Source organism: Krasilnikoviella flava, from assembly GCF_900167525.1.
GTDB lineage: Bacteria > Actinomycetota > Actinomycetes > Actinomycetales > Cellulomonadaceae > Isoptericola > Isoptericola flavus.
In genome coordinates this window covers 383,286-409,540 of sequence record NZ_FUZQ01000002.1, presented here as the reverse complement: position 1 = coordinate 409,540, position 26,255 = coordinate 383,286, and the positions used below count along the sequence as shown (strand labels likewise).

The 26,255-nt window shown below is 75.5% G+C and carries 28 protein-coding genes and 1 riboswitch; of the genes, 16 read left to right on the top strand and 12 right to left on the bottom strand.

The genetic code is table 11. The features are described from left to right. Nucleotides 1–15: 15 nt before the first annotated feature. Entirely contained in the window at nucleotides 16–2,742 is a 2,727-nt protein-coding gene (locus tag B5Y66_RS06570; RefSeq protein ID WP_079572659.1) for a UvrD-helicase domain-containing protein, read from the bottom strand. Nucleotides 2,743–2,821: 79 nt separating this feature from the next. Between B5Y66_RS06570 and B5Y66_RS06565 the strand changes: the two genes are divergently transcribed. Continuing rightward, nucleotides 2,822–3,139 (top strand): FAD-dependent monooxygenase, encoded by a 318-nt coding sequence (locus B5Y66_RS06565; protein ID WP_079572657.1) that lies wholly within the window; start codon nucleotides 2,822–2,824, stop codon nucleotides 3,137–3,139. A gap of 104 nt (nucleotides 3,140–3,243) precedes the next feature. Here the strand turns inward: B5Y66_RS06565 and B5Y66_RS06560 are convergent, their stop codons facing one another. Beyond that, complete coding sequence (locus tag B5Y66_RS06560; RefSeq protein ID WP_079572655.1) at nucleotides 3,244–3,870, bottom strand: NAD(P)-dependent oxidoreductase; 627 nt, start codon at nucleotides 3,868–3,870, stop codon at nucleotides 3,244–3,246. 131 nt (nucleotides 3,871–4,001) lie between these two features. Between B5Y66_RS06560 and B5Y66_RS06555 the strand changes: the two genes are divergently transcribed. Continuing rightward, nucleotides 4,002–4,580 carry a TetR/AcrR family transcriptional regulator gene (locus tag B5Y66_RS06555; protein ID WP_079572653.1) on the top strand — a complete coding sequence of 193 codons (579 nt, stop codon included), beginning with the start codon at nucleotides 4,002–4,004 and terminating at the stop codon, nucleotides 4,578–4,580. On the opposite strand, the gene B5Y66_RS06550 is transcribed toward B5Y66_RS06555, so the two are convergent. Continuing rightward, nucleotides 4,577–5,068, bottom strand: a complete 492-nt coding sequence (locus B5Y66_RS06550) for a GNAT family N-acetyltransferase (RefSeq protein ID WP_079572651.1) — start codon at nucleotides 5,066–5,068, stop codon at nucleotides 4,577–4,579. The two genes, B5Y66_RS06555 and B5Y66_RS06550, sit on opposite strands and share 4 nt — an antisense overlap. Before the next feature lie 134 nt (nucleotides 5,069–5,202). Between B5Y66_RS06550 and B5Y66_RS06545 the strand changes: the two genes are divergently transcribed. From B5Y66_RS06545 to B5Y66_RS06535, 3 genes are read left to right on the top strand one after another with little or no spacing between them, the layout of a single operon-like run. After that, entirely contained in the window at nucleotides 5,203–5,586 is a 384-nt protein-coding gene (locus B5Y66_RS06545) for a VOC family protein (RefSeq protein ID WP_079572648.1), read from the top strand. A gap of 48 nt (nucleotides 5,587–5,634) precedes the next feature. After that, complete coding sequence (locus B5Y66_RS06540; RefSeq protein ID WP_079572646.1) at nucleotides 5,635–5,976, top strand: YnfA family protein; 342 nt, start codon at nucleotides 5,635–5,637, stop codon at nucleotides 5,974–5,976. A gap of 54 nt (nucleotides 5,977–6,030) precedes the next feature. Continuing rightward, on the top strand, nucleotides 6,031–6,756 hold the full coding sequence (locus B5Y66_RS06535) for an ASCH domain-containing protein (protein WP_079572643.1): 726 nt from the start codon (nucleotides 6,031–6,033) through the stop codon (nucleotides 6,754–6,756). A gap of 9 nt (nucleotides 6,757–6,765) precedes the next feature. On the opposite strand, the gene B5Y66_RS06530 is transcribed toward B5Y66_RS06535, so the two are convergent. Then, on the bottom strand, nucleotides 6,766–7,248 hold the full coding sequence (locus tag B5Y66_RS06530) for a DUF456 domain-containing protein (protein ID WP_079572641.1): 483 nt from the start codon (nucleotides 7,246–7,248) through the stop codon (nucleotides 6,766–6,768). A 28-nt stretch (nucleotides 7,249–7,276) separates the two neighbouring features. Further along, entirely contained in the window at nucleotides 7,277–7,651 is a 375-nt protein-coding gene (locus B5Y66_RS06525) for a hypothetical protein (protein ID WP_079572639.1), read from the bottom strand. A 406-nt stretch (nucleotides 7,652–8,057) separates the two neighbouring features. Between B5Y66_RS06525 and B5Y66_RS06520 the strand changes: the two genes are divergently transcribed. Genes B5Y66_RS06520 through B5Y66_RS06505 form a run of 4 tightly spaced genes read left to right on the top strand, consistent with a single transcriptional unit; the run spans nucleotide 8,058 to nucleotide 12,836 of the window. Continuing rightward, the gene (locus tag B5Y66_RS06520) at nucleotides 8,058–9,797 is read left to right on the top strand and encodes a nitrite/sulfite reductase (RefSeq protein WP_079572637.1); all 1,740 of its coding nucleotides are present in this window, start codon (nucleotides 8,058–8,060) and stop codon (nucleotides 9,795–9,797) included. Next, nucleotides 9,794–10,642: a phosphoadenylyl-sulfate reductase gene (locus tag B5Y66_RS06515; RefSeq protein WP_079572635.1), complete on the top strand. Its 849-nt coding sequence runs from the start codon at nucleotides 9,794–9,796 to the stop codon at nucleotides 10,640–10,642. Before B5Y66_RS06520 ends, B5Y66_RS06515 begins: the two co-directional genes overlap by 4 nt. Further along, nucleotides 10,639–12,009, top strand: coding sequence for a uroporphyrinogen-III C-methyltransferase (gene cobA / locus B5Y66_RS06510; protein WP_079572633.1), 1,371 nt, complete (start codon nucleotides 10,639–10,641; stop codon nucleotides 12,007–12,009). The genes B5Y66_RS06515 and cobA overlap by 4 nt, the downstream gene beginning before the upstream one ends. A gap of 56 nt (nucleotides 12,010–12,065) precedes the next feature. Then, nucleotides 12,066–12,836: a sirohydrochlorin chelatase gene (locus B5Y66_RS06505; protein ID WP_079572631.1), complete on the top strand. Its 771-nt coding sequence runs from the start codon at nucleotides 12,066–12,068 to the stop codon at nucleotides 12,834–12,836. Here B5Y66_RS06505 and B5Y66_RS06500 read toward each other — a convergent pair. Both B5Y66_RS06500 and B5Y66_RS06495 read right to left on the bottom strand, forming a co-directional pair. After that, nucleotides 12,802–13,416 carry a LuxR C-terminal-related transcriptional regulator gene (locus B5Y66_RS06500; protein WP_245806986.1) on the bottom strand — a complete coding sequence of 205 codons (615 nt, stop codon included), beginning with the start codon at nucleotides 13,414–13,416 and terminating at the stop codon, nucleotides 12,802–12,804. The genes B5Y66_RS06505 and B5Y66_RS06500 overlap by 35 nt on opposite strands. Before the next feature lie 68 nt (nucleotides 13,417–13,484). Further along, complete coding sequence (locus tag B5Y66_RS06495) at nucleotides 13,485–14,819, bottom strand: ATP-binding protein (RefSeq protein WP_079572627.1); 1,335 nt, start codon at nucleotides 14,817–14,819, stop codon at nucleotides 13,485–13,487. 137 nt (nucleotides 14,820–14,956) lie between these two features. Between B5Y66_RS06495 and B5Y66_RS06490 the strand changes: the two genes are divergently transcribed. Continuing rightward, nucleotides 14,957–16,465 (top strand): PspC domain-containing protein, encoded by a 1,509-nt coding sequence (locus tag B5Y66_RS06490; RefSeq protein WP_079572625.1) that lies wholly within the window; start codon nucleotides 14,957–14,959, stop codon nucleotides 16,463–16,465. Beyond that, nucleotides 16,462–17,085, top strand: a complete 624-nt coding sequence (locus tag B5Y66_RS06485; RefSeq protein WP_079572623.1) for a hypothetical protein — start codon at nucleotides 16,462–16,464, stop codon at nucleotides 17,083–17,085. The genes B5Y66_RS06490 and B5Y66_RS06485 overlap by 4 nt, the downstream gene beginning before the upstream one ends. A gap of 72 nt (nucleotides 17,086–17,157) precedes the next feature. Here the strand turns inward: B5Y66_RS06485 and B5Y66_RS23225 are convergent, their stop codons facing one another. Then, a complete protein-coding gene (locus B5Y66_RS23225) occupies nucleotides 17,158–17,856 on the bottom strand; it encodes a hypothetical protein (protein ID WP_322788692.1) in 699 nt (232 codons plus the stop codon). Between the two features lie 141 nt (nucleotides 17,857–17,997). Between B5Y66_RS23225 and B5Y66_RS06475 the strand changes: the two genes are divergently transcribed. Together B5Y66_RS06475 and B5Y66_RS06470 are read left to right on the top strand one after the other, a co-directional pair. Next, a complete protein-coding gene (locus B5Y66_RS06475; RefSeq protein ID WP_079572621.1) occupies nucleotides 17,998–19,170 on the top strand; it encodes a glycosyltransferase family 4 protein in 1,173 nt (390 codons plus the stop codon). 124 nt (nucleotides 19,171–19,294) lie between these two features. After that, nucleotides 19,295–19,855 carry a hypothetical protein gene (locus B5Y66_RS06470; protein ID WP_079572619.1) on the top strand — a complete coding sequence of 187 codons (561 nt, stop codon included), beginning with the start codon at nucleotides 19,295–19,297 and terminating at the stop codon, nucleotides 19,853–19,855. A gap of 123 nt (nucleotides 19,856–19,978) precedes the next feature. Here B5Y66_RS06470 and guaA read toward each other — a convergent pair whose 3' ends face one another. From guaA to thiE, 4 genes are all read right to left on the bottom strand, one after another. Beyond that, entirely contained in the window at nucleotides 19,979–21,571 is a 1,593-nt protein-coding gene (guaA, locus tag B5Y66_RS06465; protein ID WP_079572616.1) for a glutamine-hydrolyzing GMP synthase, read from the bottom strand. 49 nt (nucleotides 21,572–21,620) lie between these two features. Next, nucleotides 21,621–22,298, bottom strand: coding sequence for an OmpA family protein (locus tag B5Y66_RS06460; RefSeq protein ID WP_079572614.1), 678 nt, complete (start codon nucleotides 22,296–22,298; stop codon nucleotides 21,621–21,623). Beyond that, entirely contained in the window at nucleotides 22,295–22,954 is a 660-nt protein-coding gene (locus tag B5Y66_RS06455; RefSeq protein WP_079572612.1) for a hypothetical protein, read from the bottom strand. Before B5Y66_RS06455 ends, B5Y66_RS06460 begins: the two co-directional genes overlap by 4 nt. Nucleotides 22,955–23,099: 145 nt before the next feature. After that, the gene (gene thiE, locus B5Y66_RS06450; protein ID WP_407656377.1) at nucleotides 23,100–23,774 is read right to left on the bottom strand and encodes a thiamine phosphate synthase; all 675 of its coding nucleotides are present in this window, start codon (nucleotides 23,772–23,774) and stop codon (nucleotides 23,100–23,102) included. A 22-nt stretch (nucleotides 23,775–23,796) separates the two neighbouring features. After that, a riboswitch (TPP riboswitch) is annotated at nucleotides 23,797–23,899 on the top strand. Between thiE and thiO the strand changes: the two genes are divergently transcribed. The 3 genes from thiO to B5Y66_RS06435 all read left to right on the top strand — a co-directional run bounded on the left by thiO (nucleotide 23,889) and on the right by B5Y66_RS06435 (nucleotide 26,218). Next, the gene (gene thiO, locus B5Y66_RS06445; RefSeq protein ID WP_079572607.1) at nucleotides 23,889–25,115 is read left to right on the top strand and encodes a glycine oxidase ThiO; all 1,227 of its coding nucleotides are present in this window, start codon (nucleotides 23,889–23,891) and stop codon (nucleotides 25,113–25,115) included. (Overlaps the previous riboswitch by 11 nt.) Continuing rightward, nucleotides 25,112–25,366 carry a sulfur carrier protein ThiS gene (thiS, locus tag B5Y66_RS06440; protein WP_079572605.1) on the top strand — a complete coding sequence of 85 codons (255 nt, stop codon included), beginning with the start codon at nucleotides 25,112–25,114 and terminating at the stop codon, nucleotides 25,364–25,366. Before thiO ends, thiS begins: the two co-directional genes overlap by 4 nt. A 9-nt stretch (nucleotides 25,367–25,375) precedes the next feature. Continuing rightward, a complete protein-coding gene (locus B5Y66_RS06435) occupies nucleotides 25,376–26,218 on the top strand; it encodes a thiazole synthase (protein ID WP_079572603.1) in 843 nt (280 codons plus the stop codon). The last annotated feature ends 37 nt before the right edge of the window (nucleotides 26,219–26,255 follow it).

Here is a 26,255-nt window from a genome sequence, read left to right as displayed (position 1 = left end):
CCGAGGCTCGGAGCGTCAGAGCTTCGTGACCGGCGAGTACCGCAGGAGCAGCCGCTTCGTGCCGTCGGAGCCGAAGTCGATCCGCGCGACCGCGTTGGGCCCGCTGCCCTCGAGCGAGACGACCGTGCCGAGCCCGTAGGCGTCGTGCGTCACCTTGTCCCCGACGTCGAGCGACGGGACGTCCGCGTCCTTGCGCGGCGTGGCCGATCCGAACGTCGCGCCCGTGCCACCCGACGTCGCGCCGCCGCCCTTCGGCGTGCCGAGCCGGCCGCCCACGCCCGACGACGGCGCGCGGCGCTCGGTCGGCGCCGCCGTGCCCGACGAGCGGCGCTCCGGCGACCAGGTACCGCCCGTGCCGCCCCGGCGGTCGCGACCCGACCCGCCCCAGGCGGACCCGCCGCGTCGCAGGTACTGGGTGGACGACTCCCGCCGCCGCCAGTCCCACAGCTCCTCGGGGACCTCCTCGAGGAATCGGCTGGGCGGGAACTCGTTGGGCGTGCCCCACGCGGACCGCACCGCCGACCTGCTGACGTACAGCCGCTGGCGGGCGCGCGTGATCCCCACGTAGGCCAGCCGCCGCTCCTCGGCGAGCTCCGTGTCGTCGTGCAGCGACCTCATGTGCGGGAACGTGCCGTCCTCCATGCCCGTGAGGAAGACGACGGGAAACTCCAGCCCCTTCGCGGTGTGCAGGGTCATGAGGGTGACGACGCCCTGGTCCTCCTTGGGCTCCTGCTCCGCCTCGCCGTCGGCCACGTCCTCGTCGGGGATCTGGTCGGCGTCGGCCACGAGCGACACGCGCTCGAGGAAGTCCGCCAGGTCGCCCTCGGGGTCGAGCTCGCTGAACTCGGCCGCGACGGCGTGCAGCTCGGCGAGGTTCTCCACCCGGGACGCGTCCTGCGGGTCGTCGGACGCGCGCAGCTCGGCGAGGTAGCCCGTGCGGTCCAGCACCGCGCCGAGGATCGTCGCGGGGGGCTCGCCGGCGTCGACGAGGGCACGCAGCTCGCGCATCATGTCGCGGAACGCCAGCAGCGGCTTGGACGTGCGGGTCGTCAGGCCGGGGATCTCGTCGGCGCGCTCCAGGGCGGTGCCGAACGAGACGCGCTCGCGGTCCGCGAACCCGGCCACCATGGACTCGGCCTTGTCCCCCAGCCCGCGCTTGGGCACGTTGAGCACGCGACGCAGGTTGACGTCGTCGTCCGGGTTCGCCAGGGCGCGCAGGTAGGCGACGGCGTCCTTGACCTCGCGGCGCTCGTAGAACCGGGTGCCGCCCACCACCTTGTACGGCAGGCCGACGCGGATCAGCACCTCCTCCAGCGCGCGGGACTGCGCGTTGGTGCGGTAGAACACCGCGACGTCGCCCGGGCGCACGCCGTCGGCGTCGCCGAGCCGGTCGATCTCCTCCGCGACGAACCGCGCCTCGCCGTGCTCGTCGTCGGCCACGTAGCCGACGATCTTCTCCCCCGCGCCGGCGTCGGTCCACAGCCGCTTCGGCTTGCGGTCGGGGTTGCGCGAGATCACCGCGTTGGCGGCCGTCAGGATCGTCTGCGTGGAGCGGTAGTTCTGCTCCAGCAGGATGGTCGTGGCGTCCGGGTAGTCCTCCTCGAACTCCACGATGTTGCGGATCGTGGCGCCGCGGAACGCGTAGATCGACTGGTCGGCGTCGCCGACGACGGTGAGCTCGGCGGGGACGAGGCCGTCGACGCCGGGGCCGTCGGCGGTGGCGCCCGCGAGCTCGCGCACCAGCATGTACTGGGCGTGGTTCGTGTCCTGGTACTCGTCCACGAGGATGTGCCGGAACCGGCGGCGGTAGTGCTCCGCCACGTTGGGGAACGCCTGCAGCAGGTTCACGGTGGTCATGATGATGTCGTCGAAGTCGAGCGCGTTCGCCTGCGCGAGCCGCTGCTGGTAACGGCGGTAGACGTCGGCGAGGACCGTGTCGAACTCCGGCGCCCCGCCGTCGGCGAGCCCGCCGCCGGCCGCCCGGGCCCGCCAGCCCGAGCCGGTCGGCTCCACGGCGTCGGCGTGCTCGGCGGTGTCCGCGCCGGACGACCGCGCGTAGGTCTCCGGGTCGATCAGCTCGTTCTTGAGGTCGCTGATCTTGTGCGCCAGCGAGCGCGCCGGGTACTTCTTCGCGTCGAGGTCCAGCTCGCGCGTCACCAGCGTGATGAGGCGCTGCGAGTCCGCCGCGTCGTAGATGGAGAAGCTGGAGCGCAGGCCGAGGGTCTTTGCTTCCTTGCGCAGGATCCGGACGCAGGCGGAGTGGAACGTCGAGACCCACATCCGGCCGCCGGCCGGGCCCACGAGGTGCTCCACGCGCTCGCGCATCTCCGCGGCGGCCTTGTTGGTGAAGGTGATCGCGAGGATCTCCCCCGCCCGCGCCCGGCCCGTGGCCAGGAGGTGCGCGATGCGGTGCGTGAGCACGCGCGTCTTGCCCGACCCCGCGCCCGCGACGATGAGCAGCGGCGACCCGTGGTGCTCGACGGCGGCCCGCTGCTGCGGGTTGAGCCCCTCCAGCAGCGCGTCGGGGTCCAGGTGGGAGAACGCCCCGCCGACCCGAGGCCGGCCGGGCTCGCCGCCGTCGTGGGCGTCCGATGCCGCGTCACGCACCCACGCGGGCGCGCCGGACGCCGGGTCGGCGGCATCGTCGTCCCAGCGCGGGGCGGTGGACGGCAGGCGTGCCGTGTCGTCCTTCGCGGCGTGGTCGAACCCGGGCAGGGACAGGCTGTCGAACAGGGAGGTCATCGTGGACCAAGCCTAGGCTCCGCGACCGACACCGGAGAACGGGACAGGATGGGATCAGGCGACCGATCGGGGGATCCAGGTGCACGACGTGGCGGCGGTCGGGCGCGGCCCGACCGGGCTGATGCTGGCGCGCGAGCTGCGGCTCGCGGGGGCGGACGTCGTCGTCCTCGAGCGGCGGGAGTCGCAGGACCTCGTCGGCTCGCGCGGCGGCGGGATCGACGCCCGCACGATCGAGCTGCTCGACCAGCGCGGGATCGCCGACCTGCTCGACGCCGTGCTCGCCGTCGACGGCGCCGGCACCCGGTCGCCGCCCTGGTCACCGGGCTCGACGTCGCGTACGACCTCGGCCCGGGCCATCCGCTGCGGGGCCGCCGCGTGCCGGACGTCGATCTCGTGACGCCCGCCGGCCCTGTCCGGGCGTTCGAGCTGCTGCACCCGGCCCGGCCGGTGCTCCTCGAGCTCGGCCGGCCCGCCGCTCGACCCCGGACCGTGGGCCGTCGCTCAGCCCGCGACCGACACCGTCGCGCCGACGGCCGTCGGGTCCTCCAGCAGGTCGCAGACCGCCGCGGCGAGGTCGGCCCGGCGCATCGACCAGCGCCAGCGCACGTTCCCGTCACGCCGCTCGTGGTACCGGCCGCGGGCGGCGCCGTCGCGCAGCATGGGCGGCCGCACGATCGTCCAGTCGAGACCGGAGCCACGCACCGCGGGCTCCGCGCGGGCGAACCCCGCGTTCGCGTCGCGCAGCGCGCGGGCCAGGATCGGCTTGGCGAGATAGCGCGACAGCGGGTCGTCGCCGTCGACCACCCAGCCGCTCGCCGTCACGACGACGACGCGGACCACCCCGGCGTCGCGGGCGGCGCGCACCAGCACCTCGGTGAGCTCGCCCTGCACGCCGGGGCCGCTGCCCGGCACCGGCCCCAGAGCCGACACCACGGCGTCGGCCCCCGCGAGCGCGGCGGTGACCGCGGCCGCGTCCAGGCCGTCGGCCGTCGCGACGTCGTCCGGCGTGAGGTCGCCCAGGCGGGACCGGTCGCGCACGACGGCGACGACATGGTGCCCGCGGCGACGCGCCTGCTCCACCACCAGGCGGCCGGTCCGTCCGGTGGCTCCCAGCACGGCGATCTTCATGAGCGTCTCCTCGTGTCCGACGGGTGAGTAAGTGTTCACTCACCTCTAGGATGGGGACAGGTCCCCGGCCTGTCAACGGGCGGGCGGAGGGCGCGGACCGCACCGACGGCAGGCCACGACCAGGAGGACGCATGGGTACACGCGACCGGATCCTCGACGCGGCGGCGACGGTGCTGCGCGAACGCGGGATCGCCCGGGCCACGACCAAGGAGATCGCGCGCGCGGCGGGCTGCTCCGAGGCGTTGCTCTACAAGCACTTCTCCGACAAGCAGGAACTGTTCCTCGGTGTGCTGTCCGAGCGGGCCCCCCGGCTCGACGCCCCCGCCGACCTCGTGGGCCGCGGGACGGTCCAGGGGAACGTCACAGCCCTCGTCGGGCAGCTGTTCGCGTTCTACGCGCGGTCGTTCCCCATGGCCGCATCGATCCTCGGGGCACCGGAGCTGCTCGCGGCGCACCGCGAGGGCCTGGGCCGCCGCGGTGCGGGGCCCCAGGGGCCGGCCCTCCAGGTGCAGGCCTACCTCGATGCCGAGGCACGCGACGGCCGGGTCACCGCCGACCTCGACACGGAGGCGGTGGCCCGGACCCTGGCGGGGGCCGCGCTCTTCGAGGCGTTCCTCGCCGTCTACGCCGGCCTCGACGCGGTGCCCGACGCCGCCGCCCGGGCGCGCGGGATCGTCGGCGCGGTGCGCCTGGGGCCGGGCGAGAGCTAGCGGCGCAGCCGCATCGGGGTGTGCGGGATGTCGTCCTCGAGGTACTCCGGCCCGTCCGGCACGAAGCCGAACCGCCCGTACCAGCCCGTCAGCGGCGACTGCGCCCCGAGCACGACGTCGGCCCGTGGCGCCGACCCGGTGGCGGCCTCGAGCGCGGCGCGCATGAGGACGCCCGACGCCCCGGTGCCGCGCACGTCCGAGTGGCAGACGACGCGACCGATGCGCTGCACGTCGCCGTCGTCGAGCACGCGGGCCGTCGCGACGACACGGCCGCCCTGATCCGCGTCGAGCAGCACGACGTGCCGCGCCGTGGGCTCGCCGTCACGGCCGTCCAGGTCGGGGTAGGCGCACTCCTGCTCGACCACGAACACGTCCTGCCGCAGGCGCCACGCCTCGTAGGCGGTGCGCGCGTCCAGCTCGTCGAGCGTCGCGACGCGCACCTGCCACCGCTCGTCGTGCCGCCGCCCTGCCGCGTCGTGGGTCGTCATGGGTCCTCCGTCGTGCCGTGCCTGTCGACCGACACCCTAAGCCGGTCGCCGATGAGATCCGGCCCCGCCCCCGGTCTCACCCGTGCCGCACCCGGCGCGTCCGGCGCCGGGCGGTCGTCCGAGGAGGAGTCACCGTGTCCGCCGCCCGATTCACCGAGGTCCAGACCGTCGCGATCCCCGTCCGTGACCAGGACGCCGCGCTCGCCTTCTACACCGGGCCCCTCGGGCTCGAGGTCCGCTTCGACGCGGAGCTGCAGCCCGGCTTCCGCTGGATCGACGTCGCCGCGCCGGGCGCCACGACGTCGCTCGCGCTCGTGCGCGCCGGCGAGCAGCTGCCCGCCGGCGTCGACACCGGGATCCGGCTGGCGACGCCCGACGCGGCCGCCGCCCACGCCGCGCTGACCCAGGCGGGCGCCGACGTCGGCGAGCTCCTGCTGTGGGAGTCGGCGCCGCCGATGTTCGAGTTCCGGGACCCGGACGGCAACACCGTGTACGTGACGGAGAGCCCTGCCGGGTGACGGACGCCGGCTCGCGGCGGACAGCTCCGGCGCGCGACACTCCTGCGCATGACCGTGCTCCGCTCGATCCTGCTCTTCGTCGCCGCCGCCGTCTTCGAGATCGGCGGCGCCTGGCTGGTGTGGCAGGGGGTGCGCGAGCACCGCGGCTGGATCTGGATCGGGGCGGGCGTCGTCGCCCTCGGGGCGTACGGGTTCTTCGCGAGCCTCCAGCCCGACGCGAACTTCGGCCGCATCCTGGCGGCGTACGGCGGGGTGTTCGTCGCCGGGTCGCTGGCGTGGGGCATGGTCGTCGACGGCTTCCGGCCCGACCGCTGGGACGTCGCCGGCGCGCTGCTCTGCCTCGTCGGAGTCGCCGTGATCATGTATGCCCCGCGGAGCCTCCCCGCCTGACGTCGGAGCGGCGGCCCGGCGACCTGGACGGGTGGGCGGTGTACGTTCCGTCACGTGCTCTTCCCACCCGAGGCGCTCCTCCTCGACGCCGCCGTGGCCGCCTCGAGCCGACTGCCGGACGACGGCTCCGGGGTGCACACGGTCGCGGCTGCCGTCATGGACGTGGACGGCCGCGTCCACACGGGCGTCAACGTGCACCACTTCACGGGAGGTCCGTGCGCGGAGCTGGTCGCGCTCGGCGTCGCGGCAGCCGCGGGAGGCATCCCGGTCGCCGGGATCGTCGCGGTCGGCGACGGCGGACGAGGGGTCCTGGCGCCGTGCGGCCGGTGCCGTCAGGTGCTGATCGACCAGCACCCCGACGCGCACGTGGTCGTGCCCGACGGCGCGGACCTGGTCGCGGTGCCCGCCCGCGAGCTGCTGCCGTACGCCTACGAACGCCGGGGCGCGGCCCCGCCCCGCCTCCTGCGGTTCAACCCGCGGCACTGGGACGCCGTCGTCGCCGGGACGAAGACGGCCACCACCCGGTTCGCAGACCCGGCGGCACCCGGCCCCGTGACCCTCCTGTTCGAGTTCGACGACCGCCTTCGCTCCCTGCCGGGCGTGGTCGAGCCCGTGGAGCAGACGCCGTTCGCCGAGATCACCGACGAACAGGCCGCCCTGGAGGCCTGCACGGCGGACCAGCTGCGCGACGCGCTGCGCACGCACCACTACCCGGCCATCGGCGACGGTGACGTCATCGATGTCGTGCGGTTCCGGGTCGCGGACACGCCCGGGAGGTGAGGGGCGAGCTCAGGTCACGACGAGGCCCACGACCCACGCGACGGTGGCGACGAGGCCGCCGGCGAGCTGCACGCCGATGGTGATGAGCGTGGCCTTGAGCGCCGCGCGCGTGGCGGTCCACGCGACGGCGGCGTTGCGGCGACGGGCCAGCTCGACGAGGTACACGGCGCCGGCGAAGAACAGGAAGAGGCCCACGACGGGCACCACGAAGAACCCGACGATCCCCGCGACGCCGGCGATCGCGAGCGTGCTCCAGGGCACCTCGGCGCGCCGCATGTGACGACCAGCGAGCAACCACTGGCCGGTCTCGGCGAGCGCCACCGCCACGGCGGCGACGGCGAAGCAGACCCAGGCCGCCGTCCCGCCGGTGACCCACGCCCACACGAGGATGCTCCCCAGCACCAGCACGTTGCCGGGGAGCACCTGCACGACGATGCCGACCAGGCCGACGGCGATCGCCAGCCCGACCAAGACCTCCCCGAGGACGCTCATCGTCGCCGCCCCGAGAGCCCCGGCGCGGTCAGTTCCAGAAGACCGCGACCAGGATGTTGACCAGCGTCAGCGCGCCGATCGAGTGCTTGAGGCCGGGGGCGACCGCGCCCGTGCCGTTGTCGCCCTTGGCGCCCTGGCGCTTGGCGAGGAAGGCGAGGATCGCGATGATCAGCGCGATGACGAGCTTGACGCCGATCTTCGCCATGCTGGGGCCGCCGTCGGCCCAGAGGTCGGCCATCTCGGCGGTGCCGACCATGAGGACGCCCGCGACGACGGCCGTCGCGGCGCCGTGGAAGACCCCACGGTAGAGGCCAGGGCCCTTGATCGACGCGATGTAGCCGCCGAGGACGATCGCCCAGCCCACGAAGTGGAGCGCGACGAAGACGTTGTAGAGGAACTCCATGCGGGCCAGCCTATCCGCGCGCCGACGGGGATCTGACGCCCCCGTCCGCAACCGGTCACACCTCACACCCAGGGGCACCCGCGCAAGCCGGACGGCAGTCGTCCCAACATGTGGTCCCAGCATGTGGACCCGCTCTCGCGCGACCGCGCCCCGTGCCGTTACGGTCGTCCCCATGACCACGGCCGCGCACCGCCTCCTCGTGACGACTCGTCACGGGATGCCGGCGTGCGTGCGTCGCAGCATGCGCAGCTGTCTGTGCTGCTGTCGCTGATCGCGCCCTACCTCAGCCCTGCCGCCCTCGCGCGGCTCCTGAGCACCGGCGCGCGCCGTCGGTCCTCGGCCCACCCCCGCTGAGTCGCTCGTCGTCGCGCGTCCCGCCCCCGAGGACCCGAGGAACTCCCCCCAGATGACGACGCAGACCACCGCCACCGCACCCTCCACCACCAGCGAGAACGCCGCCCCCGCCCGTGTCCGGCCGCCGCGCGCCACGCGCCCGAACGGCCAGTGGAAGGTGGACGGCACCACCCCCCTCAACCACAACGAGGAGTTCAAGCAGGAGGCGGCGCCGCTCGGCGTCCGCGACCGGATCGAGTCGGTCTACGCGCACCAGGGCTTCGACTCCATCGCCGACGACGACCTGCACGGCCGGTTCCGTTGGTGGGGCCTGTACACGCAGCGCAAGCCGGGGATCGACGGCGGCCGCACGGCGACGCTCGAGCCGCACGAGCTCGAGGACGAGTACTTCATGCTGCGGGTGCGGTCCGACGGGCAGGCGCTCGACCCCGCCGCGCTGCGGGTGCTCGGGGGCATCTCGGCCGACTTCGGGCGCGGCTCGGCCGACATCACCGACCGGCAGAACATCCAGTACCACTGGATCGAGATCGAGAGCATGCCGGAGATCTGGCGCCGCCTCGACACGGTGGGCCTCGAGACGACCACGGCGTGCGGCGACTCGCCCCGCGGGTTCCTCGGCAGCCCGGTCGCGGGCATCGCGGCGGACGAGATCATCGACCCGACGCCGGTGATCCACGAGATCAAGCGCCGGTACATCGGCGACCCGGAGCTGGCGAACCTGCCCCGCAAGTTCAAGACCGCGATCACCGGCCACCCCAGCCTCGACGTCGTGCACGAGATCAACGACATCTCGCTGGTCGGCGTGGTGCACCCGGAGCTCGGCCCGGGCTACGACCTGTGGGTGGGCGGCGCGCTGTCGACGACGCCGCGGCTCGGGGAGCGGCTCGGCGTCTTCGTCACCGAGGACCAGGCGCCGGACGTCTGGCACGGCGTCATCCGGATCTTCCGCGACTACGGCTATCGCCGGCTGCGCAACAAGGCCCGCCTGAAGTTCCTGCTGGCCGACTGGGGCACCGAGAAGTTCCGCGAGGTGCTGGAGGGCGAGTACCTGGGTTACGCCCTGCCCGACGGCCCGGCCCCCGCACCGGCCACCCGGCCGGGCGACCACGTGGGCGTGCACGAGCAGAAGGACGGTCGCTTCTACGTGGGCGCCGCGCCGGTGGTCGGCCGCGTCGGCGGCAACACTCTGACCGGGCTGGCCGACCTCATCGAGAAGGTGGGCGCCGACTCCGCGCGGCTCACCGCCCACCAGAAGGTCGTGGTCCTGGGCGTGCCCGGTGACCGCGTCGACGAGCTGGTCGCCGGACTCGAGCCGCTGGGCCTCACCGCCCGGCCGAGCCTGTTCCGCCGCTCGACCATCGCCTGCACGGGCATCGAGTTCTGCAAGCTCGCCATCGTCGACACCAAGGACACCGCGGCGCGCGTGATCGGCGAGCTCGAGGAACGGCTCGGGGACGTCACGGCGCGGGTCGACCGGCCTATCGAGCTCAACGTCAACGGCTGCCCCAACTCCTGCGCCCGGATCCAGACGGCGGACATCGGGCTCAAGGGCCAGATCATCACCGTCGACGGCGAGCAGATGCCGGGGTTCCAGGTGCACCTGGGCGGCGGCCTGGTCGGCGAGGGGCGCGACGCGGGCGAGCTCGGCCGCACGGTGCGGGGCCTGAAGGTGCCGGCCGCCGAGGTCGGCGACTACGTGGAGCGCGTCGTGCGGCGGTACGACGCCGAGCACACCGGCGGCGAGACCTTCGCCCAGTGGGCGCACCGCGCCGACGAGGAGGCCTTGCGGTGACGGCAGTCGAGCTGTCCTCCCCGGTCACCCTGCTCGCGTCCGCCGGCGGCGACCGGCTCGCCCAGGTGCGGGCGCGGGCGGCCGCCCGCGAGGAGTCGCGCGGCGCCCGGCACCGCGCCCGCGCCGCCCGGCACCGCCGCTCCACCGAGGACCTGCGCCACGTCGTCGAGCGCGGACGGGCCCAGCTGCACGCCGACGGAGACCGGCCCGAGGCGACGGCCGAGGAGGTCGTGGCCTGGGCGGTGCGCGAGTTCGGTCCGTACCTCGCGGTCGCGTCGTCGATGCAGGACCTCGTGCTGGCGCACCTCGTGTCCCGGCAGCTCCCGTTCGTCGACGTCCTGTTCGGGGACACCGGCTACCACTTCGCGGAGACGCTCGGCACGCGCGGCGCCGTCGAGATCGAGATGGACGTGGACGTCGTCGACGTCCGCCCCGAGCTCACCGTCGCCGAGCAGGACGCCGCGCACGGCCCGCGCCTGCACGACCGCGACCCGGAGGCCTGCTGCGCCATGCGTAAGGTGGCTCCCATGCGGCAGGCCCTGCAGGGCTACGAGGCCTGGGCGACCGGCGTCCGCCGCGGCGAGACCGCGGCGCGGGCGAACGCGCCCCTCGTCTCCTTCGACGAGCGCAACGGCGTCGTGAAGATCAACCCCCTCGCGGCCTGGTCGGACGAGGAGGTCGAGGAGTACGCCCGCCGGCACGGCGTCGTGGTGAACCCGCTGCTCAGCGACGGATACCCGTCGGTGGGCTGCGAGCCCTGCACGCAGCGCGTCGAGTCGGGCCAGGACGCCCGCGCCGGGCGCTGGGCGGGCCGCGACAAGACCGAGTGCGGGCTGCACGCATGAGCGAGCGCTGGACGCCGCCGGCCGGGTCGCGGGCCGCGCGCGCCGCGACCCCGCACGACACGTACCCCCTGGGCCTGCGGGTCACCGGGCGCCTGGTGATCGTGGTGGGCGGCGGGCCGGTGGCGCTGCGGCGCGTGCGCGGCCTGCTCGCCGCGGGGGCCCGCGTGCGGGTGATCGCGCCGGACGTGGTGCCGGAGCTCGCGTCGCTCGTCTCCTCGGGCGCGATCGAGCGGGTCACCCGCGGCTACTGCGACGGCGACCTCGACGGCGCGTGGCTCGTGCACACGGCCACGGGCGACCCGGCGGTCGACGCCCGCGTGGCCGGCGACGCCGAGCTGCTGCGGACGTTCTGCGTCACGGCCGGCGACGCCGGGCTGGGCTCCGCGTGGGTGCCCGCCGTGGCACGCACGCCCGTGACCGACGCCGCCGGCCGCCCCGCGGGCGATCTCACCGTGGCCGTCACCGCCGGTCGCGACCCCCGCCGCGCGGTGCGGGTGCGCGACGCCGTGGTGGCCGGGCTCGACGACGGCAGCCTGCCCCTGCGCCCGGTGCGGCCCGCCGGGTCCCCGGACGACGCGCCGGGCGACGGCGGTGCGCCGCGCCCCGGACGGGTGGCCCTCGTGGGGGGCGGTCCCGGCGCCGCCGGCCTGATCACGGTGCGCGGGCGGCGGCTGCTCGCCGCGGCGCACGTCGTCGTCGTCGACCGCCTGGCACCGCGCTCGCTGGTGGCCGGCCTGGGCGACGACGTCGAGGTGGTCGACGTCGGCAAGACGGCCGGGAACCACCCCGTGCCGCAGGAGGAGATCTCCGCGCTGCTCGTGCGGCACGCGCTCGCCGGGCGCGACGTGGTGCGCCTCAAGGGCGGCGACCCGTACGTCTTCGGCCGCGGCGGCGAGGAGCTCGACGCCTGCCGCGCCGCGGGGATCGAGGTGGAGGTCGTGCCCGGCGTGACGTCCGCCGTCTCCGTGCCCGCCGCCGCCGGCATCCCGGTCACCCACCGCGGTCTGGCCCGCGGGTTCAGCGTGCTCACGGGGCACGACGACGTCGGCCAGGTGCCGGGCGGCACCGACCACACGCTCGTGCTGCTCATGGGCGTGACCCGGCTGGCGGACACCGCGCGGGCCCTCGTCACCGCAGGGCGACCGGCGGACACGCCCGTCGCCGTCGTGGAGGACGGGTTCGGCGCCCACCAGCGCACCACCGTCGGCACGCTCGCCGACATCGCGGACCGGGCGCGCGCCGTCGGCGTGCAGGCGCCCGCCGTCACCGTGGTGGGGGACGTCGTGCGGCGCAGCCCGGCCTGGGTCGGGCTGCCGGGCGCCGCCCCCGCGCACACCGCCGCGCCGCCCGTGGTGAGGTCGTCGTGACGGGAGTTCACGCGGCGGCAACCGCGGCGCACGACGGCGCGCGTAGCGTCGCGGGCATGCCGGCGACACCGACCCCGCCCCCGCCTCCCGCGCTGCTCGCGATCTCGCACGGGACCGCCTCCGCCACCGGGTCGGGCGCCGTCGCGACCCTCGTCGAGGCGGTGGCCGCCCGCCTCCCGGGCGCAACCGTGCACGCGGGGTTCGTCGACGTGCAGCAGCCCGACGTGCCGACCTGCCTGGCGGGCCTGCGCGACACCCCCGCCGCCCGGCCGACCGTCGTCGTGCCGCTGCTGCTGTCGGCGGGCTATCACGTGCACGTCGACCTGCGCGAGGACGTCGACGCCGCCGTCGCGGGCGGCGACGACGTGACGCTCGGCGGCGCCCTCGGGCCCGACGACCGCCTGGTCGACGTGCTCGAGCAGCGCCTCGCCGAGGCGGGGCTGCGCGAGGACGACACCGTCGTGCTGGCCGCTGCCGGGTCCAGCGATGCCCGCGCCGTCGCGGACTGCGAGACCACCGCCGCCCGCCTCGGCGAGCGCCTGGGCCGCCGGGTCATCGTCGGCTACATCGCCAACGCCACCCCTCGCGTGGCCGAGGTGGTCACCGCGGCCCGTGCCGACCAGCCCGGGCGCCGCGTCGTCGTCGCGTCCTACCTGCTCGCTCCGGGGTTCTTCGCCGACCTCGCCGCGCGCGCCGGCGGCGACGTCACGACCGCGCCGCTGCTGGTCGCCCACGAGGACGCGCCTGCCGCCCTGGTAGACGTCGTCCTCGACCGGTACCGGGCCGCGGCGCTCACAGCAGCCGCCGCGCCGCAGCCCACCGCGTGAGCTCGTAGCGGCTGGAGAGCTGCAGCTTGCGCAGCACCGCGGACACGTGCGTCTCGACCGTCTTGATGGAGATGAAGAGCTCGCTCGCCACCTCGCGGTAGGAGTACCCGCGCGCGATGAGGCGCATCACCTCCTGCTCGCGCTTGGACAGGCGGTCCAGCTCGTCGTCCGCGACGGCGACGTCGCCCGCCGCGGTGCCGAACGCGTCCAGGACGAAGCCCGCGAGGCGCGGCGAGAAGACGGCGTCTCCCCCGGCCACGCGCACGACCGCGCCGGACAGGTCCGACGCCGAGATGTTCTTGGTGACGTACCCGCGCGCCCCGGCGCGGATGACGGCCACCACGTCCTCCGCGGCGTCGGACACGGAGAGGGCCAGGAACTTCGTCTCGCCCAGCAGGTCGGCGCACCTGCGCACGACCTCCGCGCCGCCGCCCCCGTTGCCGCCGGGCAGGTGCACGTCGAGCAGCACGACGGGCGGCCGGTGCTCGTGCACCACGGCGACGGCCTGGTCGACGTCCGCCGCCTCGCCCACCACCTGCACCCGGCCGTCCAGGCTGGCGCGCACGCCGGTGCGGAACATGTGGTGGTCGTCGACGAGGACGACGGGGACCGGCCCGGCGGGCGGCCGAGGGGCGTCGGGGGTGGCGGTCACGTGCGTGCTCCTTCGTCGGATTCGCTGGTCGGGCCGGTCGGCACCTGGGTCTCGACAGGCTCGACCGGCGGGTCGGGCTCGACCGGATCGGCCCGCCCGTCGCGCGGCATGCGCAGCCGCACCTCGGTGCCCCAGCCGGGGCGGCTGGTGACGTCGGCGGTACCGCCGCGGCGGTGCACGCGCCCCAGGATGGACTCGCGCACGCCGAACCGGTCGGGCGCGATGTCGTCCATCTCGAAGCCGTCGCCCCGGTCGCGGACGAACACCTCCACCGCGACGTCGGTCACCTCGAGGTAGACGGTGACGGGCGGGCGGCCGTGCACGACGGCGTTCACGAGAGCCTCGCGCGACGCCTGCAGGAGGGCGGACGTCTCCTCCGTGGGGACGCAGTCGCCCACCATCACCGACTCGACCTCCACGGCGCGGCCGTCCTCGACCTCCGCCACGAGGGCCCGCAGCTCGGCCGCGAGCGACGTGCCGGGGGCGGTGCGGTCGGTGTACAGCCACTCGCGCAGCTCGCGCTCCTGGGCGCGGGCCATGCGCGCCACCGCCTCCGGGTCGTCGGCGCGGGAGCGGATGAGGGCGAGCGTCTGCAGCACGGAGTCGTGCAGGTGGGCGGCGATGTCCGCGCGCTCGGCCTCGCGGGCGCGGGCGGCGCGCTCGTCGCCGAGCTCCCGCACGAGGCGCAGCCACCAGGGGGCCAGCATGAGCGCCGCGCCCGCGAGCACCGCGAGCGACGCCACGGCGGCCTGCAGCAGCACCGGCACCGGGGCATCCTGGCCGATGAGCAGCAGCACGCCCACCATCACGAGGACGACGCCGCCCACGAGCCGCAGCACGAGGGTCGAGCGGCGGGTGCCGGGGCCGTCGTCGGCGGTGCGACCGCGGTGCGCGGCATCGAGCTGGCTCCACGCGAGCGCCAGGCCGCCCACGGCGACGAGCGTCGGGAGCACCCACGACGCGCCCACGTCCCAGCCCGCGCGGATCGCGACCAGGACGAACGCGCCCGCGATGAGGGCCGCCCCCACGAGGACGTCCCGGACGGGGAGCGCGGCGACCGGACCTCGCAGGCGCAGGCGCGGGGCGAGCCGCTGCAACGACGTCGGCGTGGTGTCGGCAGCCTGCCGCGGGTCGCCCGACGGCACGGTCACCCACCAGAACACGTAGGCGACCGCGCCCGCGCCCCCGGCGAGGGTGAGGATCAGGAACGCGAGGCGCACCACCACGACCGGGAGGCGCAGGTGCGCGGCGAGACCCGCGGCGACACCGCCGAGCATCCGCCCCTGGGGGGGACGGCGCAGCGGGAGGCGCAGGGGTCGCTCGGTGGTCATGCTCCCGATCCTGGCACGTCAGGGGCGCCCCCGGGCGCGGGATGCCAAGGTTTCAGGGTGGCCCGGCCCTCCGAATCAGGGTCGTGTCAGGGCAGCACCCGATGCCGTACCGGGCCCGTGGTCGCCAGGATGGAGCCATGAGCACCGACGACCTCCCCCAGCCGCCCGGGCCGCAGCCCGGCGCCGGCGGCGCACCCGCCGCGGGCGGCCCCGTGCCGCCCCGCCGCAGCGGTGACGGCTTCTTCGACTCCATCCGGCGCCTCGGCGTCACCCGGTCCGACAACCGGTGGGTCGGCGGCGTCGCGGGCGGCGTCGCCGAGCGGTTCGGCCTCGACCCGCTGCTGGTGCGCGGCCTGCTGATCCTCAGCTTCTTCCTCACCGGCGCGGGCATCGTCATCTACGCGATCGCGTGGGCGCTCCTCCCGGAGCGGGACGGCCGCATCCACCTGCAGCAGGCGTTCCGCGGGGACTTCGACGTCGCGCTCCTCGGGGCGGTCGTCGCGCTCATCGTCGGCTTCGCGTGGGGCGACGGCCTGAGCTGGTGGGGCTTCGGGATCGAGTGGATCGGCGCCCTCCTGTGGGTCGCCGTCTGGGTCGGGATCATCTGGCTGGTCGTCAAGCTGATCCGCGACCGCCGCCCACGGTCCGGCGGGCCCGGCACGCCGCCCGCGCCGCCGTACCCCGCGGCTCCCCCGTACCCGGCCACGCCGGCGCCGGGCACGACCGACGACCCCGCCGCCGGCGGAGGGCCTCGGCCCACGGGCTCCTTCACCCCCGCGCCGCCGGCGCCCTACCTGACCACGCCCACGACGCCGCTGCCGCCCGCCGAGCCCACGGGCTCTTGGGCCGCCGCACCCGCTCCCGCCGCGCCCTCCGCCCCGTCCGGCACCTGGGCCGCGGCGCCCGCTCCGGCCGCACCCCCTGTGGCTCCGCCCCGCGCCCCGCGGCCCGTGCGGAAGGGCCCCGGCGCCGCCGCGGTCGGGATCGTCCTCGGGCTCGTGCTGCTCGGCGGTGCGCTGCTCCTGGTCGCGGACCGCACCGGGAACCTCGACCTGCCGCTCGGCCCCACGTGGCTGGGTGCGTCGATCGTGGTCCTCGGTCTCGGGCTGGTCGTGACGGGCCTGCGCGGCCGTCGCGGCGGAGGGCTGACGTTCCTCGCGATCCTCGCGCTCGTCGCGGGCGTCTTCACCTGGCCGTTCGCCGGCGAGCGCGACTCGTGGGAGTTCTGGGCCGACGGCCCGGAGCAGTCGGGCTCCGCCGCGGTCGTCAGCGACGGCACCCTGCACCCGACGACGACCGACGAAGCAGAGGAGGGCGTGCACGTGCGCTTCGGCGACGCCACGGTCGACCTCACCGACCTCGACCTGGCCGGCGTCCCGCTGGGCGACCCCGTCGTCGTCCCCGTCACGATCTCCGCCGGGAACGCGACCGTCCTGATCCCCGACGGCACGGCCGTGGAGGCCGACGTCGAGGTCATCGCGGGCAACGCCGAGTGGCTCGTGGACGGCCAGGACCGCTCCGTCAACACCTACACCAACGGTCCCGTGCGGTTCAGCACCGAGGAGGCGCGCGAGGCTGATGGCGCCCGCCTGCTGCTCGACGTCGGCGTGCGCGCCGGCAACCTGACCATCGAGGAGTCCCGATGAGCGACGACAAGCCCACCACGCCCGCACCCGAGCCAGACGAGACCCAGGCGCTCCCGGCCCCGGACGAGACGCAGGCCCTGCCCGCCGCCGACGAGACGCAGGCCCTGCCCGCCGCCGACGAGACGCAGGCCTTCCCCGGCTCGGGCGACACCCGGGCGTTCCCCGTGGCCGGCCCGGATGACCCGCTGTCGATCTTCGACCGGCCGGAGCACCGCCCGGAGCCTGCCTTCTCCGAGCCGGCGCCCACCGGGCCCGCGTTCGCGGGGCATGCGCCGGAGGCGCCCTCCCCCGGCTACGGCGCCACGGTGCCCGAGCCCACCGCGCCCGGGCCCACCGCGCCCGGGTCCGCCGCGCCGGAGCCCTCCGAGGCGACGGCCGCAGCCCCCGCGGCCACGACCCTGGACGAGCCGCACGCCTCCGCAGGCCCCCGGGCCAGCACGATCGTGTGGGGCTTCCTCGTCGTGGCGTTCGGCGCCGGACTGGTGGCCAACGCCGCGGGCGCGCACATCGACGTCGAGCTGGCCGCCATCGTGCTGCTGGCCGCGGCGGGCGCGCTGCTGGTGATCGGGTCGGTGGTCAGCGCGGTGCGCCGCCGGCGCCGTGCCACGACCGCACGCTGACGCGGCCGGCACGACGAAGCGGCGGTGACCCAGCTCGGGGTCGCCGCCGCTTCGTCGTACCGGCCGCCGGGGTCAGGCCGACGGCGACCCGCTGCCGCCGGACGGCGGTGCGGCGGGCGGGTTCTCCGGGGCCGTCGACGACGGCCCGGACGGAGGTGCCGACGGGGGCGTCGAGGACCCGGCGGAGGGAGCCTCGGGAGCGGTGCGCGTGCTCGGCCGCTCGGGCGGCGGCGCCGCCGGGGTGTTCGGCCTGCTGGTCGGCTCGTCCGGGTCCGCGCGGTGCGCGGCGTGGGACAAGTCGCCGGACGAGGTGAACCCCGGGGTGTCGACCACCACCTGCGGCCCGCCCGCGAGCTTGCGCAGCGCGCTCCCCAGCAGGATGAACACGATGCCCAGGCCGATGACGAGGGCGCAGACGCCGAACGCCACCACCGAGGTGAACAGCGACGCCCGCAGGAAGGACGCGTTCATGACCGTGTCCCGCGTCGGGTCGTCCTGAGCGAGCTGCGCGTACGTCTGCCCGTCGGAGGCCTCGAGCGCGTGCTTGTTGATCACCTCGGCCTGCGCGTAGGCCGTGAAGGGACCGGCGACATGCTGCCCCGCGAACATCGAGGCGTCCTCGGACACCGTGATCTCCTCGGCCGAGAGCGTCTGGGACACGACGACCCACACCCCCAGGCCGGCGACGATCATGACGATGCCCGCGATGACGGTGACCAGGCCGATCCCGCGGACGCCCTTGGTCGGATGAACGGTGACCGTGCTCGACATGTCGCACCTCTCCTCTGGGGTGAGCCGTGCCTCGGGGAAGATCGCTTCGCGTGCCTTCGGGTACCGCTCCTCGCACCGTAGCGCTGGTTCGCGGCCTCGGCGCGACGAACCCGCAGGTCGTCGCGATGGCAGGATGACCCGGTGCGCATCGTCCACGTCTCCGACTCCTACCTCCCGCTGCTCGGCGGCATCGAGACCCAGGTGGCGCGGCTCGCGCGGCGGCAGGCGGAAACCGGGCACGACGTCGAGGTGATCACCACGACCCCGGCCGCGCCCGGCGAGCACGGCGTCACGACCGCGACCGACGACGACGGCGTCGTCGTGCACCGGGTCGCGGCCCGCGTGCCGGGCGGCTACCCCGTGCACCCCCGTGCGGCGCGGCACGTGCTGGCGCGGTTGCGGGAGCTCGAGGCCGACGGCCGGCGGCCCGACGTCGTGCACCTGCACATGGGCGCGCTCGCACCGACCGTCGAGCTCGCGCTCCGCCCCGTCACCCGCGCGGGTCTGCCCGCGCTGCTCACCGTGCACTCCGTCTGGGGCGGGTGGGAGCGCGCGTTCGCCGGGCTCGACCGCGCGACGGGCTGGTCGGCGTGGCCGGTGCAGTGGTCGGCGGTGAGCGAGCTGACCGCGGCGCCGCTGCGCCGCGTGGTCGGGCGGCGGCTGGGCCCCGGCGCCGCGGCGGACCGCGTGTCCGTGCTGGGCAACGGCATCGACGTCGAGGCCTGGCGGCTGCCGCGCGTCGAGCGGGGCTCGCGTGCCGAGGGCCGCGAGGTGCACGTCGTCTCGGCCACCCGGTTCGCGCCCCGCAAGCGGGTGCTGCCGCTGCTGGAGGCGATCGCGGCCGCGGTCGAGAGAGCGCCCGGCCGCCTGGTCGCGACGATCGGCGGCGACGGGCCGCAGCTCACCGAGGCGCGGCGCTGGGTGCGTGAGCACGGCCTGGCCGACACGGTCCGGCTCGTCGGCCGCCTCACCCCCACCGAGCTCAAGCGCCTGTACGTGCGTGCCGACGTCTTCGTCGCGCCGGCCGTGCAGGACGCGTTCGGCATCGCCGCGCTCGAGGCGCAGGCAGCTGGCCTCGCGGTCGTCAGCCGGTCGCAGTCCGGCATCGCCGAGCGGCTGGTCGACGGCCGCGACGCCCTGCTCGTGGACGACGACGCCGCGATGGCCGACGCCCTCGTCCGCCTCGCCGACGACCCTGCCCTGCTCGACGCGATGATCGCGCACAACCGCTCCGCCGAGCTCGCGACGTCCTGGCCGCGCGTGCTCGCCGACGTCGAGGCCGCCTACCTCAGGGCCGCCGCGCTCGCCCGCTGAGCCCGGGCCCGCATCGTCCCTGGTCACGGACGGATCGATGCCTCGGCGTATCAACGACGGGCGCGGGCACCTCGTGTCACGTGACCGGCGACGAGGGGATCGCCGGCAGACGTGAGGAGCGACGATGACCATCACGACACACCACCGCACCCGCCGCGCGAGGCTCGCCGCCGTCGTGGGAGGGCTCGCGGCAATCGCGGCACTGGGCATGACCGCCCCGGCCGCCACCGCGGCGCCCGACGACGGCGCCGCACCCGTCCGGGTCGAGGCCGTGACCAGCGACACGCCGGTCATGGTCGAGGACCTCAAGATCTCGGCCACCGCGGCAGCCAAGACGTACTACTGCGCCGTCCTCGACGGCACGTTCGGCTGCAAGAACGCCAAGCCCGGCACCGGGCTGGTGGTTGCCCGGCTGTACCAGCACATCGACTACGGCGGGTTCCAGGTCGTCGTCTACAACCCGAAGTACAAGACCGGCTGCTCGGCGGGCACGGGGGACAACGAGGGCGGCGCCAACCTCGGCACCGCGCTGTCCAACAAGATCACGTCCGTCAAGACGTACAACCACTGCGACGTGCGCCTCTACAACGGCAACAACAAGAGCGGGGCGTACACCGGCTTCATCGACAAGGACAGCTACCTCGGCAGCTTCAACGACCGGGCGAACTCGTTCCGCATCTCCTGACAGCAGTGAGCGCGGTGGTCGGGGGCGCGAGGGTTCGTGAGCGAGAGCCGAGCGAGGAACGAGCGAATCATTCGAGCGAGCGAAGCCTCGCGCCCCCGACCACCGCGCCCACGCCCTGCACCCTCACTCCCACTCGATGGTGCCCGGCGGCTTGCTCGTCACGTCGAGCACCACACGGTTGACCTCGCTCACCTCGTTGGTGATGCGGGTCGAGATGATCGAGAGCACGTCGTAGGGCAGGCGCGTCCAGTCGGCCGTCATGGCGTCCTCGGAGGACACGGGGCGCAGCACGATCGGGTGGCCGTAGGTGCGGCCGTCGCCCTGCACGCCGACGGAGCGGACGTCGGCCAGCAGCACCACGGGGCACTGCCAGATCTCGTCGTCCAGGCCCGCCTTGGTGAGCTCCTCGCGCGCGATGGCGTCCGCCTTGCGCAACGTCTCCAGGCGCTCGGCCGTCACCTCGCCGACGATGCGGATGCCGAGGCCCGGCCCCGGGAAGGGCTGGCGGGAGACGATCTCCTCCGGCACGCCGAGCTCGCGGCCCACCGCGCGGACCTCGTCCTTGAACAGGGTGCGCAGCGGCTCGACCAGCTCGAACTGCAGGTCGTCCGGCAGGCCGCCCACGTTGTGGTGGCTCTTGATGTTGGCCGCGCCCTCGCCGCCGCCGGACTCCACGACGTCCGGGTACAGCGTGCCCTGCACGAGGAACTTGACCTCCTCGCCGTGGGCACCCGCCTCGGCGACGATGTCGCGCTGGGCGTCCTCGAACACGCGGATGAACTCGCGGCCGATGATCTTGCGCTTGGTCTCCGGGTCGCTGACCCCCGCCAGGGCGGAGAGGAAGCGCTCCTTCTCGTCGCGGATGATGAGGTTCACGCCGGTCGAGGCGACGAAGTCGCGCTCGATCTGCTCGACCTCGCCCTCGCGGAGCAGGCCGTGGTCGACGTGCACGCAGGTGAGCTGGTCGCCCACGGCGCGCTGCACCAGCGCGGCGGCGACGGCGGAGTCCACGCCGCCGGAGAGGGCGCAGATGACGCGCGCGTCGCCGATCTGGGCGCGGATCGCGGCGACCTGGTCGGCGATGACGTTGCCCGGCGTCCAGTCCGCCTTCAGGCCGGCGCCCTCGTAGAGGAACTTCTCCAGCACGGCCTGGCCGTGGGCGGAGTGCTTGACCTCGGGGTGCCACTGCACGCCGTACAGGCGGCGGCCGTTGTCCTCGAACGCCGCGACGGGCGAGCCGGACGACGTCGCGAGCACCTCGAAGCCCTCGGGCGCCGCGTGCACGGAGTCGCCGTGGCTCATCCAGGTGGTCTGGTGGCCGGGGGTGCCGGCCAGCAGCACGCCCGCCTCGCACACCTCGACCTCGGTGCCGCCGTACTCGCGCTGGCCGGTCTGCGCGACCGTGCCGCCGAGCGCCTGCGCCATCGCCTGGAAGCCATAGCAGATGCCGAGCACCGGCACGCCGGCCTCGAACAGCGCCGGGTCCACGAACGGCGCGCCCGTGGCGTACACCGACGACGGGCCGCCCGAGAGGATGATCGCCGCCGGGTTCTTGGCGAGCATCTGCTCGGTGCTGAACGAGTGCGGCACGATCTCGGAGTAGACGCTGGCCTCGCGCACACGGCGCGCGATGAGCTGCGCGTACTGGGCGCCGAAGTCGACGACGAGAACCGGGCGGGGGGTGGCGGGGCTGGGATCGGTGGCGGGAGACGTCACCGAGCCATCGTAGCCGCCGGACGCCCGCCCTCCCGGCCCGTCCTCCGGGTCACGCGGTGGGGTAGGTCACCTCGACGCGGCGGTTGAGCGCGCGGCCCGCGGGGTTGTCCTCGCCGGCCACCTCGTTCTCCGCGACCGGGTCCGCCTCGCCGTGGCCCCGCACCTTCAGCGTCAGGTCCGACCGCTCGGCGCCGAGCACGTCGGCGACCGCCTTCGCGCGCTCCTTCGACAGCGTCAGGTTCGTCGCGTCCGTGCCGATCGAGTCCGTGTAGCCGTCCACCCGCACCGTCGCGTCCTGCGGGACGTCCGCGGCCAGGTCGGCGACCGCGGCCTTCGCCTCCGGCGTCAGCGCGGCCTCGCCGAACTCGAACAGCAGGTCCGAGGTGAGCGTGACGACCGTGTCCTCCTTCTCCTCCTGCTTCTGCTCCAGCGTGGTGGTCGCGTCCTCCGGGTCCAGCGGGAAGGTCGCGTCGTCGGCGCGCAGGTCGAGGGTGGCACCCGCGCGCATCGCGTCGGTGATCTCGGCGGCCTCGACCGTCGCGTCCTGCTCCGCGAGCGCCTCCTGCGCCTCCTGCATCAGCGCCGGGTCGGCCGACACCGCCCCGCTCGGCGACGGGCTCGCCGAGGCGCTCGGCTCGGTCCCCGCCACGGCCGGGCCGGCGCCGCCCGCGGCGAGGAGCGCGACGAGTGCCGCGACCGCCGTCCCCCGCCGTCGTCGGCGCGTCACTTCGCGGCGCCGTCGGCGTAGGTGACCGTCGCGTCCGTGAACAGCGGCAGCCCCTCGGCGGGCAGGACGTCCACCGTCGCCGGCTCGCCCTCCGGCGCGGGCAGCACCGCGGACACCTCGATCGTGCCGTGGTTGGGGAACTTGAAGGCGTGCTTCTCGAGCGGGGACACGAGCATGGAGTCGCGGCACTTCATCTGTGCGACCGCCGCCTTCGTCGAGTCGTCGGTGTCCTCCTGCCAGGCACCCTCGGTGCAGAACGGCCGGTACGCCTTGAGGCCCGCGCGGTCCGTCACGGTCGTGACGGGCTCCAGGCTCATGTCGTACCAGCTCGCCCCCGCGTCGGCGGGCGACGCGTCGTCGTCCCAGCGCAACGCCCAGCGCACGGTCGTCGTGCCGTCGGCCACCTCGACCGCGCGCAGCGACACGGTCACCTCGCCGCCCAGGGCCGCGTCCGAGCCGTGCGGCGTCGCGATGGACTGCTCGGCCATCACCTGGTCGGCGACGGACGCCGTGCCGGGGTCCGCGGCGGCCTCGGCCTCCGGGCCGGCCGCGGCGGCCGCCCCGCCCGCCTCCTCGGTGCCCCCGCCGGTGCAGCCGGACGCGACGAGCAGGGTGCCGGCGAGCAGCAGGGCGGACGTGCGGGCGCGAGGGGACATCGACTTCTCCAGGGGAGTTCGGGGGCGCGGCTCGCCCCGGCGGGAGGCGGGGCGCGTTCACTGTGGCACAGGCCACCCCCGCCCGGTATCCCCCGCCCGGGGGAGCACTCCCCATCCGGGCGCGTCCCCGGTCAGGGCCGGTCGGTCATCCCAGTCGCTCCCGCAGCTCACGGGCCGCACGCTCGGGGTCCGGCGCCTGCGTGACCGCCCGCACGACGACGACGCGCGTCGCGCCGGCGTCGAGCACGGCGTCCAGGCGTTCGGCGTCCACGCCCCCGATGGCGAACCACGGCGTCGTGGGGCGGGTCGCGGCCACCTCGCGGAGCAGGTCGAGGCCGACGGCGGCGCGACCGGGCTTGGTGGGCGTGGCCCACAGCGGGCCGACGCAGAAGTAGTCGACGTCCGGGTCGGCCTCGGCCGTGGCGGCCTGCGCCGCGGAGTGCGTGGACCGGCCCAGCACGGGGCCCGGGCCGAGCAGCGCGCGCACGGCGGGCACGGGCAGGTCGCGCTGGCCCATGTGCACGACGGGCGCCCCGCTCAGCCCGGCGACGTCCGCCCGGTCGTTCACCGCCCACAGCGCGCCGTGCTCGGCGGCGACGCGGGCCACCAGCTCCTGCAGCTCCAGCTCGCGCGCGACGTCGAGCGACTTGTCCCGCAGCTGCACGACGTCCACCCCGCCCGCGAGCGCCGCGCCCAGGAAGTCCTCGAGGTCGCCGCGCTCCTCGCGGGCGTCGGTGCACAGGTACAGGCGGGCGTCGGCGAGGCGGGAGCGGATCGTGCCGGGCGCAGCGCCGGTCTCGGTCGTGGTCACGCCGGTCAGGGTAACCACGGCTCGCGCTACAGTGGCCGGGCACGGGAGCCCTGCACGGGGCTGAGAGGGCGTCGGAGCCGACCGTCGAACCTGATCTGGGTCATGCCAGCGAAGGGAGCGCACATGCCCGTCTCTGCACTCGAGCGTGCCCGCCCGCCCGCCCGCGACGTCGTCGTGGTCGGTGGCGGGATCGTCGGCCTCGCGGTGGCGTGGCGCGCCGCGGCCGCGGGCCTCACCGTCACCGTGCTCGACCCGTCTCCCGGCGACGGCGCCACCCGGGCGGCCGCGGGGATGCTCGCCGCCGTCAGCGAGGCGGACTTCGGCGAGCGGGAGCTCGCGCGCCTCAACCTCGCGTCGGCCGCCCGCTGGCCCGCCTTCACCGCCGACCTCGCCGCCGCGACCGGCAACGACCTCCCCCTGCTGCGCGCCGGCTCCCTCGCCGTCGCGTACGACGCCGACGACCTCGCGCTCCTGCGGCGCGTCCTGGCGCTGCACCGGGAGTGGGGGCTCGCCTCCGAGGAGATCTCGGTGGCAGACGCGCGACAGAGCGAGCCCTACCTCGGACCACGGCTCGCGGGCGCCGCGCGCGTCGACGGCGACCTCGCGGTCGACCCGCGGGCGGTGCACGCCGCGCTCCTCCGGGCGCTGACCAGGACGCCCAGCGGGTCGGTCGTGCGCCGGGCCGCGGCAGGGCTGGAGCGCGACCCCGGCGGCCGGGTGGTCGCCGTGCACGACGACGACGGCGCGCGGCACGCCGCCGGGGCGGTGGTCCTCGCGACCGGCACCGGCGCGACGCCCGAGCTGCTCGCCGGGCTGCCGCACGTGCGGGTGCCCGTGCGGCCCGTCAAGGGGATCACGCTGCGGCTGGACGCCGGCCCGGAGCTCGCGCTCGAGCACGTGGTGCGCGGCACGGTGCAGGGCCGGCCGGTGTACGTGGTGCCGCGGGGCGGAGGGACCGGCAGCGGGCCGGGGCACCGGGAGATCGTCGTGGGCGCCACCAGCGAGGAGCGCCCGGACGACCGGCGCGCCGAGGCCGGCAGGGTGTTCGCGCTGCTGCGCGACGCGCGCGCCCTCGTGCCCGGCATCGACGAGGCCGCGCTGGTCGACGTCACCCCCCGCGCCCGCCCGGCCACGCCCGACAACGTGCCGCTGGTCGGTGAGACCGCCGCCCCCGGCCTGCTGGCCGCCGTCGGTCACGGGCGCAACGGGGTGCTGCTCGCCCCGCTCACCGCCGACGCGGTCGTGGCGGCCGTGACCGGCGGACCGTCCCCCGATGCCGCACTGTCCGCCGCCGACCCGCGCCGCTTCGCGCCTGCCGTCGACCCCGCCCACGAAGGAGCTGCACGATGACCGTCGCCCCCTCCAGCCCCACCGCCCGCACCGCCGTGGTGAACGGCGAGGCCTACCCGCTCGACGGGCCGCACGGCGACGGCGTCGAGGCGGTCGTCGCGGCCCTGGTCCCGGCCTTCGTGGCCGACGGGTCGGTGCAGGGCGTCGCCGTCGCCGTGAACGACGCCGTCGTCCCCCGCGGCCTGTGGGCCGACACCCGGATCGCGCCCGGCGACCGGGTCGAGATCGTCGCCGCCGTCCAGGGCGGCTGAGGAGGAAGCATGACCGGCACCACCGCGCAGACCCCTGCGGCACCACGCGTCGACCCGCTCGTCGACCCGCTCGTCGTCGCGGGCACCGAGATCGGCTCCCGGCTCGTCATGGGGACGGGCGGCGCGTCCCATCTCATGACGCTCGAGGAGGCGCTGGTCGCGTCCGGCACCGGGCTCACCACGGTCGCGATGCGCCGCGTCGCGGTGCGGCCGGGCGGCTCGGGAGCCGAGGACGGCGGCATCTGGGGCCTGCTCGAGCGGCTCGGCATCCGCGCCCTGCCCAACACGGCGGGCTGCTTCTCCGTCCGCGAGGCCGTGCTCACGGCGCAGCTCGCCCGCGAGGCCTGCGGGACCGACTGGGTGAAGCTCGAGGTGATCGCGGACGACGTCACCCTGCTGCCCGACCCTCTCGGTCTCGTCGAGGCGGCCGACGCGCTGGTGCGCGACGGGTTCGTCGTGCTGCCTTACACCAACGACGACCCGATCCTCGCGCGCCGCCTGGAGGACGTCGGGTGCGCCGCTGTCATGCCGCTCGGGGCGCCCATCGGCACCGGGCTGGGCGTGCTCAACCCGCGCAACATCGAGGCGATCGCGGCCGCCGCGCGGGTGCCCGTCATCCTCGATGCCGGGGTGGGCACGGCGTCGGACGCCGCACTGGCGATGGAGCTCGGCTGCGACGGCGTCCTGCTCGCCACCGCCGTCACGCGCGCCGCCGACCCTGTGCGGATGGCGCGCGCGATGCGGCTCGCCGTCGAGTCCGGGCGCCTCGCCGCCGGCGCCGGTCGGATCCCGCGCCGCGAGGGCGCGCTGGCGAGCTCCGCCCCCGACGGCCGCCTCGACCTCGCCCTCTGACCGCGAGATAGAGCGCGACGCGCGCTCTATCTCGGCG

Excerpts from the sequence above, each read along its gene's own strand:
- B5Y66_RS06570 (WP_079572659.1), bottom strand. The coding sequence starts at position 2,742 with ATGACCTCCCTGTTCGACAGCCTGTCCCTGCCCGGGTTCGACCACGCC.
- B5Y66_RS06560 (WP_079572655.1), bottom strand. The coding sequence starts at position 3,870 with ATGAAGATCGCCGTGCTGGGAGCCACCGGACGGACCGGCCGCCTGGTG.
- B5Y66_RS06555 (WP_079572653.1), top strand. The coding sequence starts at position 4,002 with ATGGGTACACGCGACCGGATCCTCGACGCGGCGGCGACGGTGCTGCGC.
- B5Y66_RS06550 (WP_079572651.1), bottom strand. The coding sequence starts at position 5,068 with ATGACGACCCACGACGCGGCAGGGCGGCGGCACGACGAGCGGTGGCAG.
- B5Y66_RS06540 (WP_079572646.1), top strand. The coding sequence starts at position 5,635 with ATGACCGTGCTCCGCTCGATCCTGCTCTTCGTCGCCGCCGCCGTCTTC.
- B5Y66_RS06530 (WP_079572641.1), bottom strand. The coding sequence starts at position 7,248 with ATGAGCGTCCTCGGGGAGGTCTTGGTCGGGCTGGCGATCGCCGTCGGC.
- B5Y66_RS06525 (WP_079572639.1), bottom strand. The coding sequence starts at position 7,651 with ATGGAGTTCCTCTACAACGTCTTCGTCGCGCTCCACTTCGTGGGCTGG.
- B5Y66_RS06520 (WP_079572637.1), top strand. The coding sequence starts at position 8,058 with ATGACGACGCAGACCACCGCCACCGCACCCTCCACCACCAGCGAGAAC.
- cobA (WP_079572633.1), top strand. The coding sequence starts at position 10,639 with ATGAGCGAGCGCTGGACGCCGCCGGCCGGGTCGCGGGCCGCGCGCGCC.
- B5Y66_RS06505 (WP_079572631.1), top strand. The coding sequence starts at position 12,066 with ATGCCGGCGACACCGACCCCGCCCCCGCCTCCCGCGCTGCTCGCGATC.
- B5Y66_RS06500 (WP_245806986.1), bottom strand. The coding sequence starts at position 13,416 with ATGTTCCGCACCGGCGTGCGCGCCAGCCTGGACGGCCGGGTGCAGGTG.
- B5Y66_RS06495 (WP_079572627.1), bottom strand. The coding sequence starts at position 14,819 with ATGACCACCGAGCGACCCCTGCGCCTCCCGCTGCGCCGTCCCCCCCAG.
- B5Y66_RS06490 (WP_079572625.1), top strand. The coding sequence starts at position 14,957 with ATGAGCACCGACGACCTCCCCCAGCCGCCCGGGCCGCAGCCCGGCGCC.
- B5Y66_RS06485 (WP_079572623.1), top strand. The coding sequence starts at position 16,462 with ATGAGCGACGACAAGCCCACCACGCCCGCACCCGAGCCAGACGAGACC.
- B5Y66_RS23225 (WP_322788692.1), bottom strand. The coding sequence starts at position 17,856 with ATGTCGAGCACGGTCACCGTTCATCCGACCAAGGGCGTCCGCGGGATC.
- B5Y66_RS06470 (WP_079572619.1), top strand. The coding sequence starts at position 19,295 with ATGACCATCACGACACACCACCGCACCCGCCGCGCGAGGCTCGCCGCC.
- B5Y66_RS06455 (WP_079572612.1), bottom strand. The coding sequence starts at position 22,954 with ATGTCCCCTCGCGCCCGCACGTCCGCCCTGCTGCTCGCCGGCACCCTG.
- thiO (WP_079572607.1), top strand. The coding sequence starts at position 23,889 with ATGCCCGTCTCTGCACTCGAGCGTGCCCGCCCGCCCGCCCGCGACGTC.
- thiS (WP_079572605.1), top strand. The coding sequence starts at position 25,112 with ATGACCGTCGCCCCCTCCAGCCCCACCGCCCGCACCGCCGTGGTGAAC.
- B5Y66_RS06435 (WP_079572603.1), top strand. The coding sequence starts at position 25,376 with ATGACCGGCACCACCGCGCAGACCCCTGCGGCACCACGCGTCGACCCG.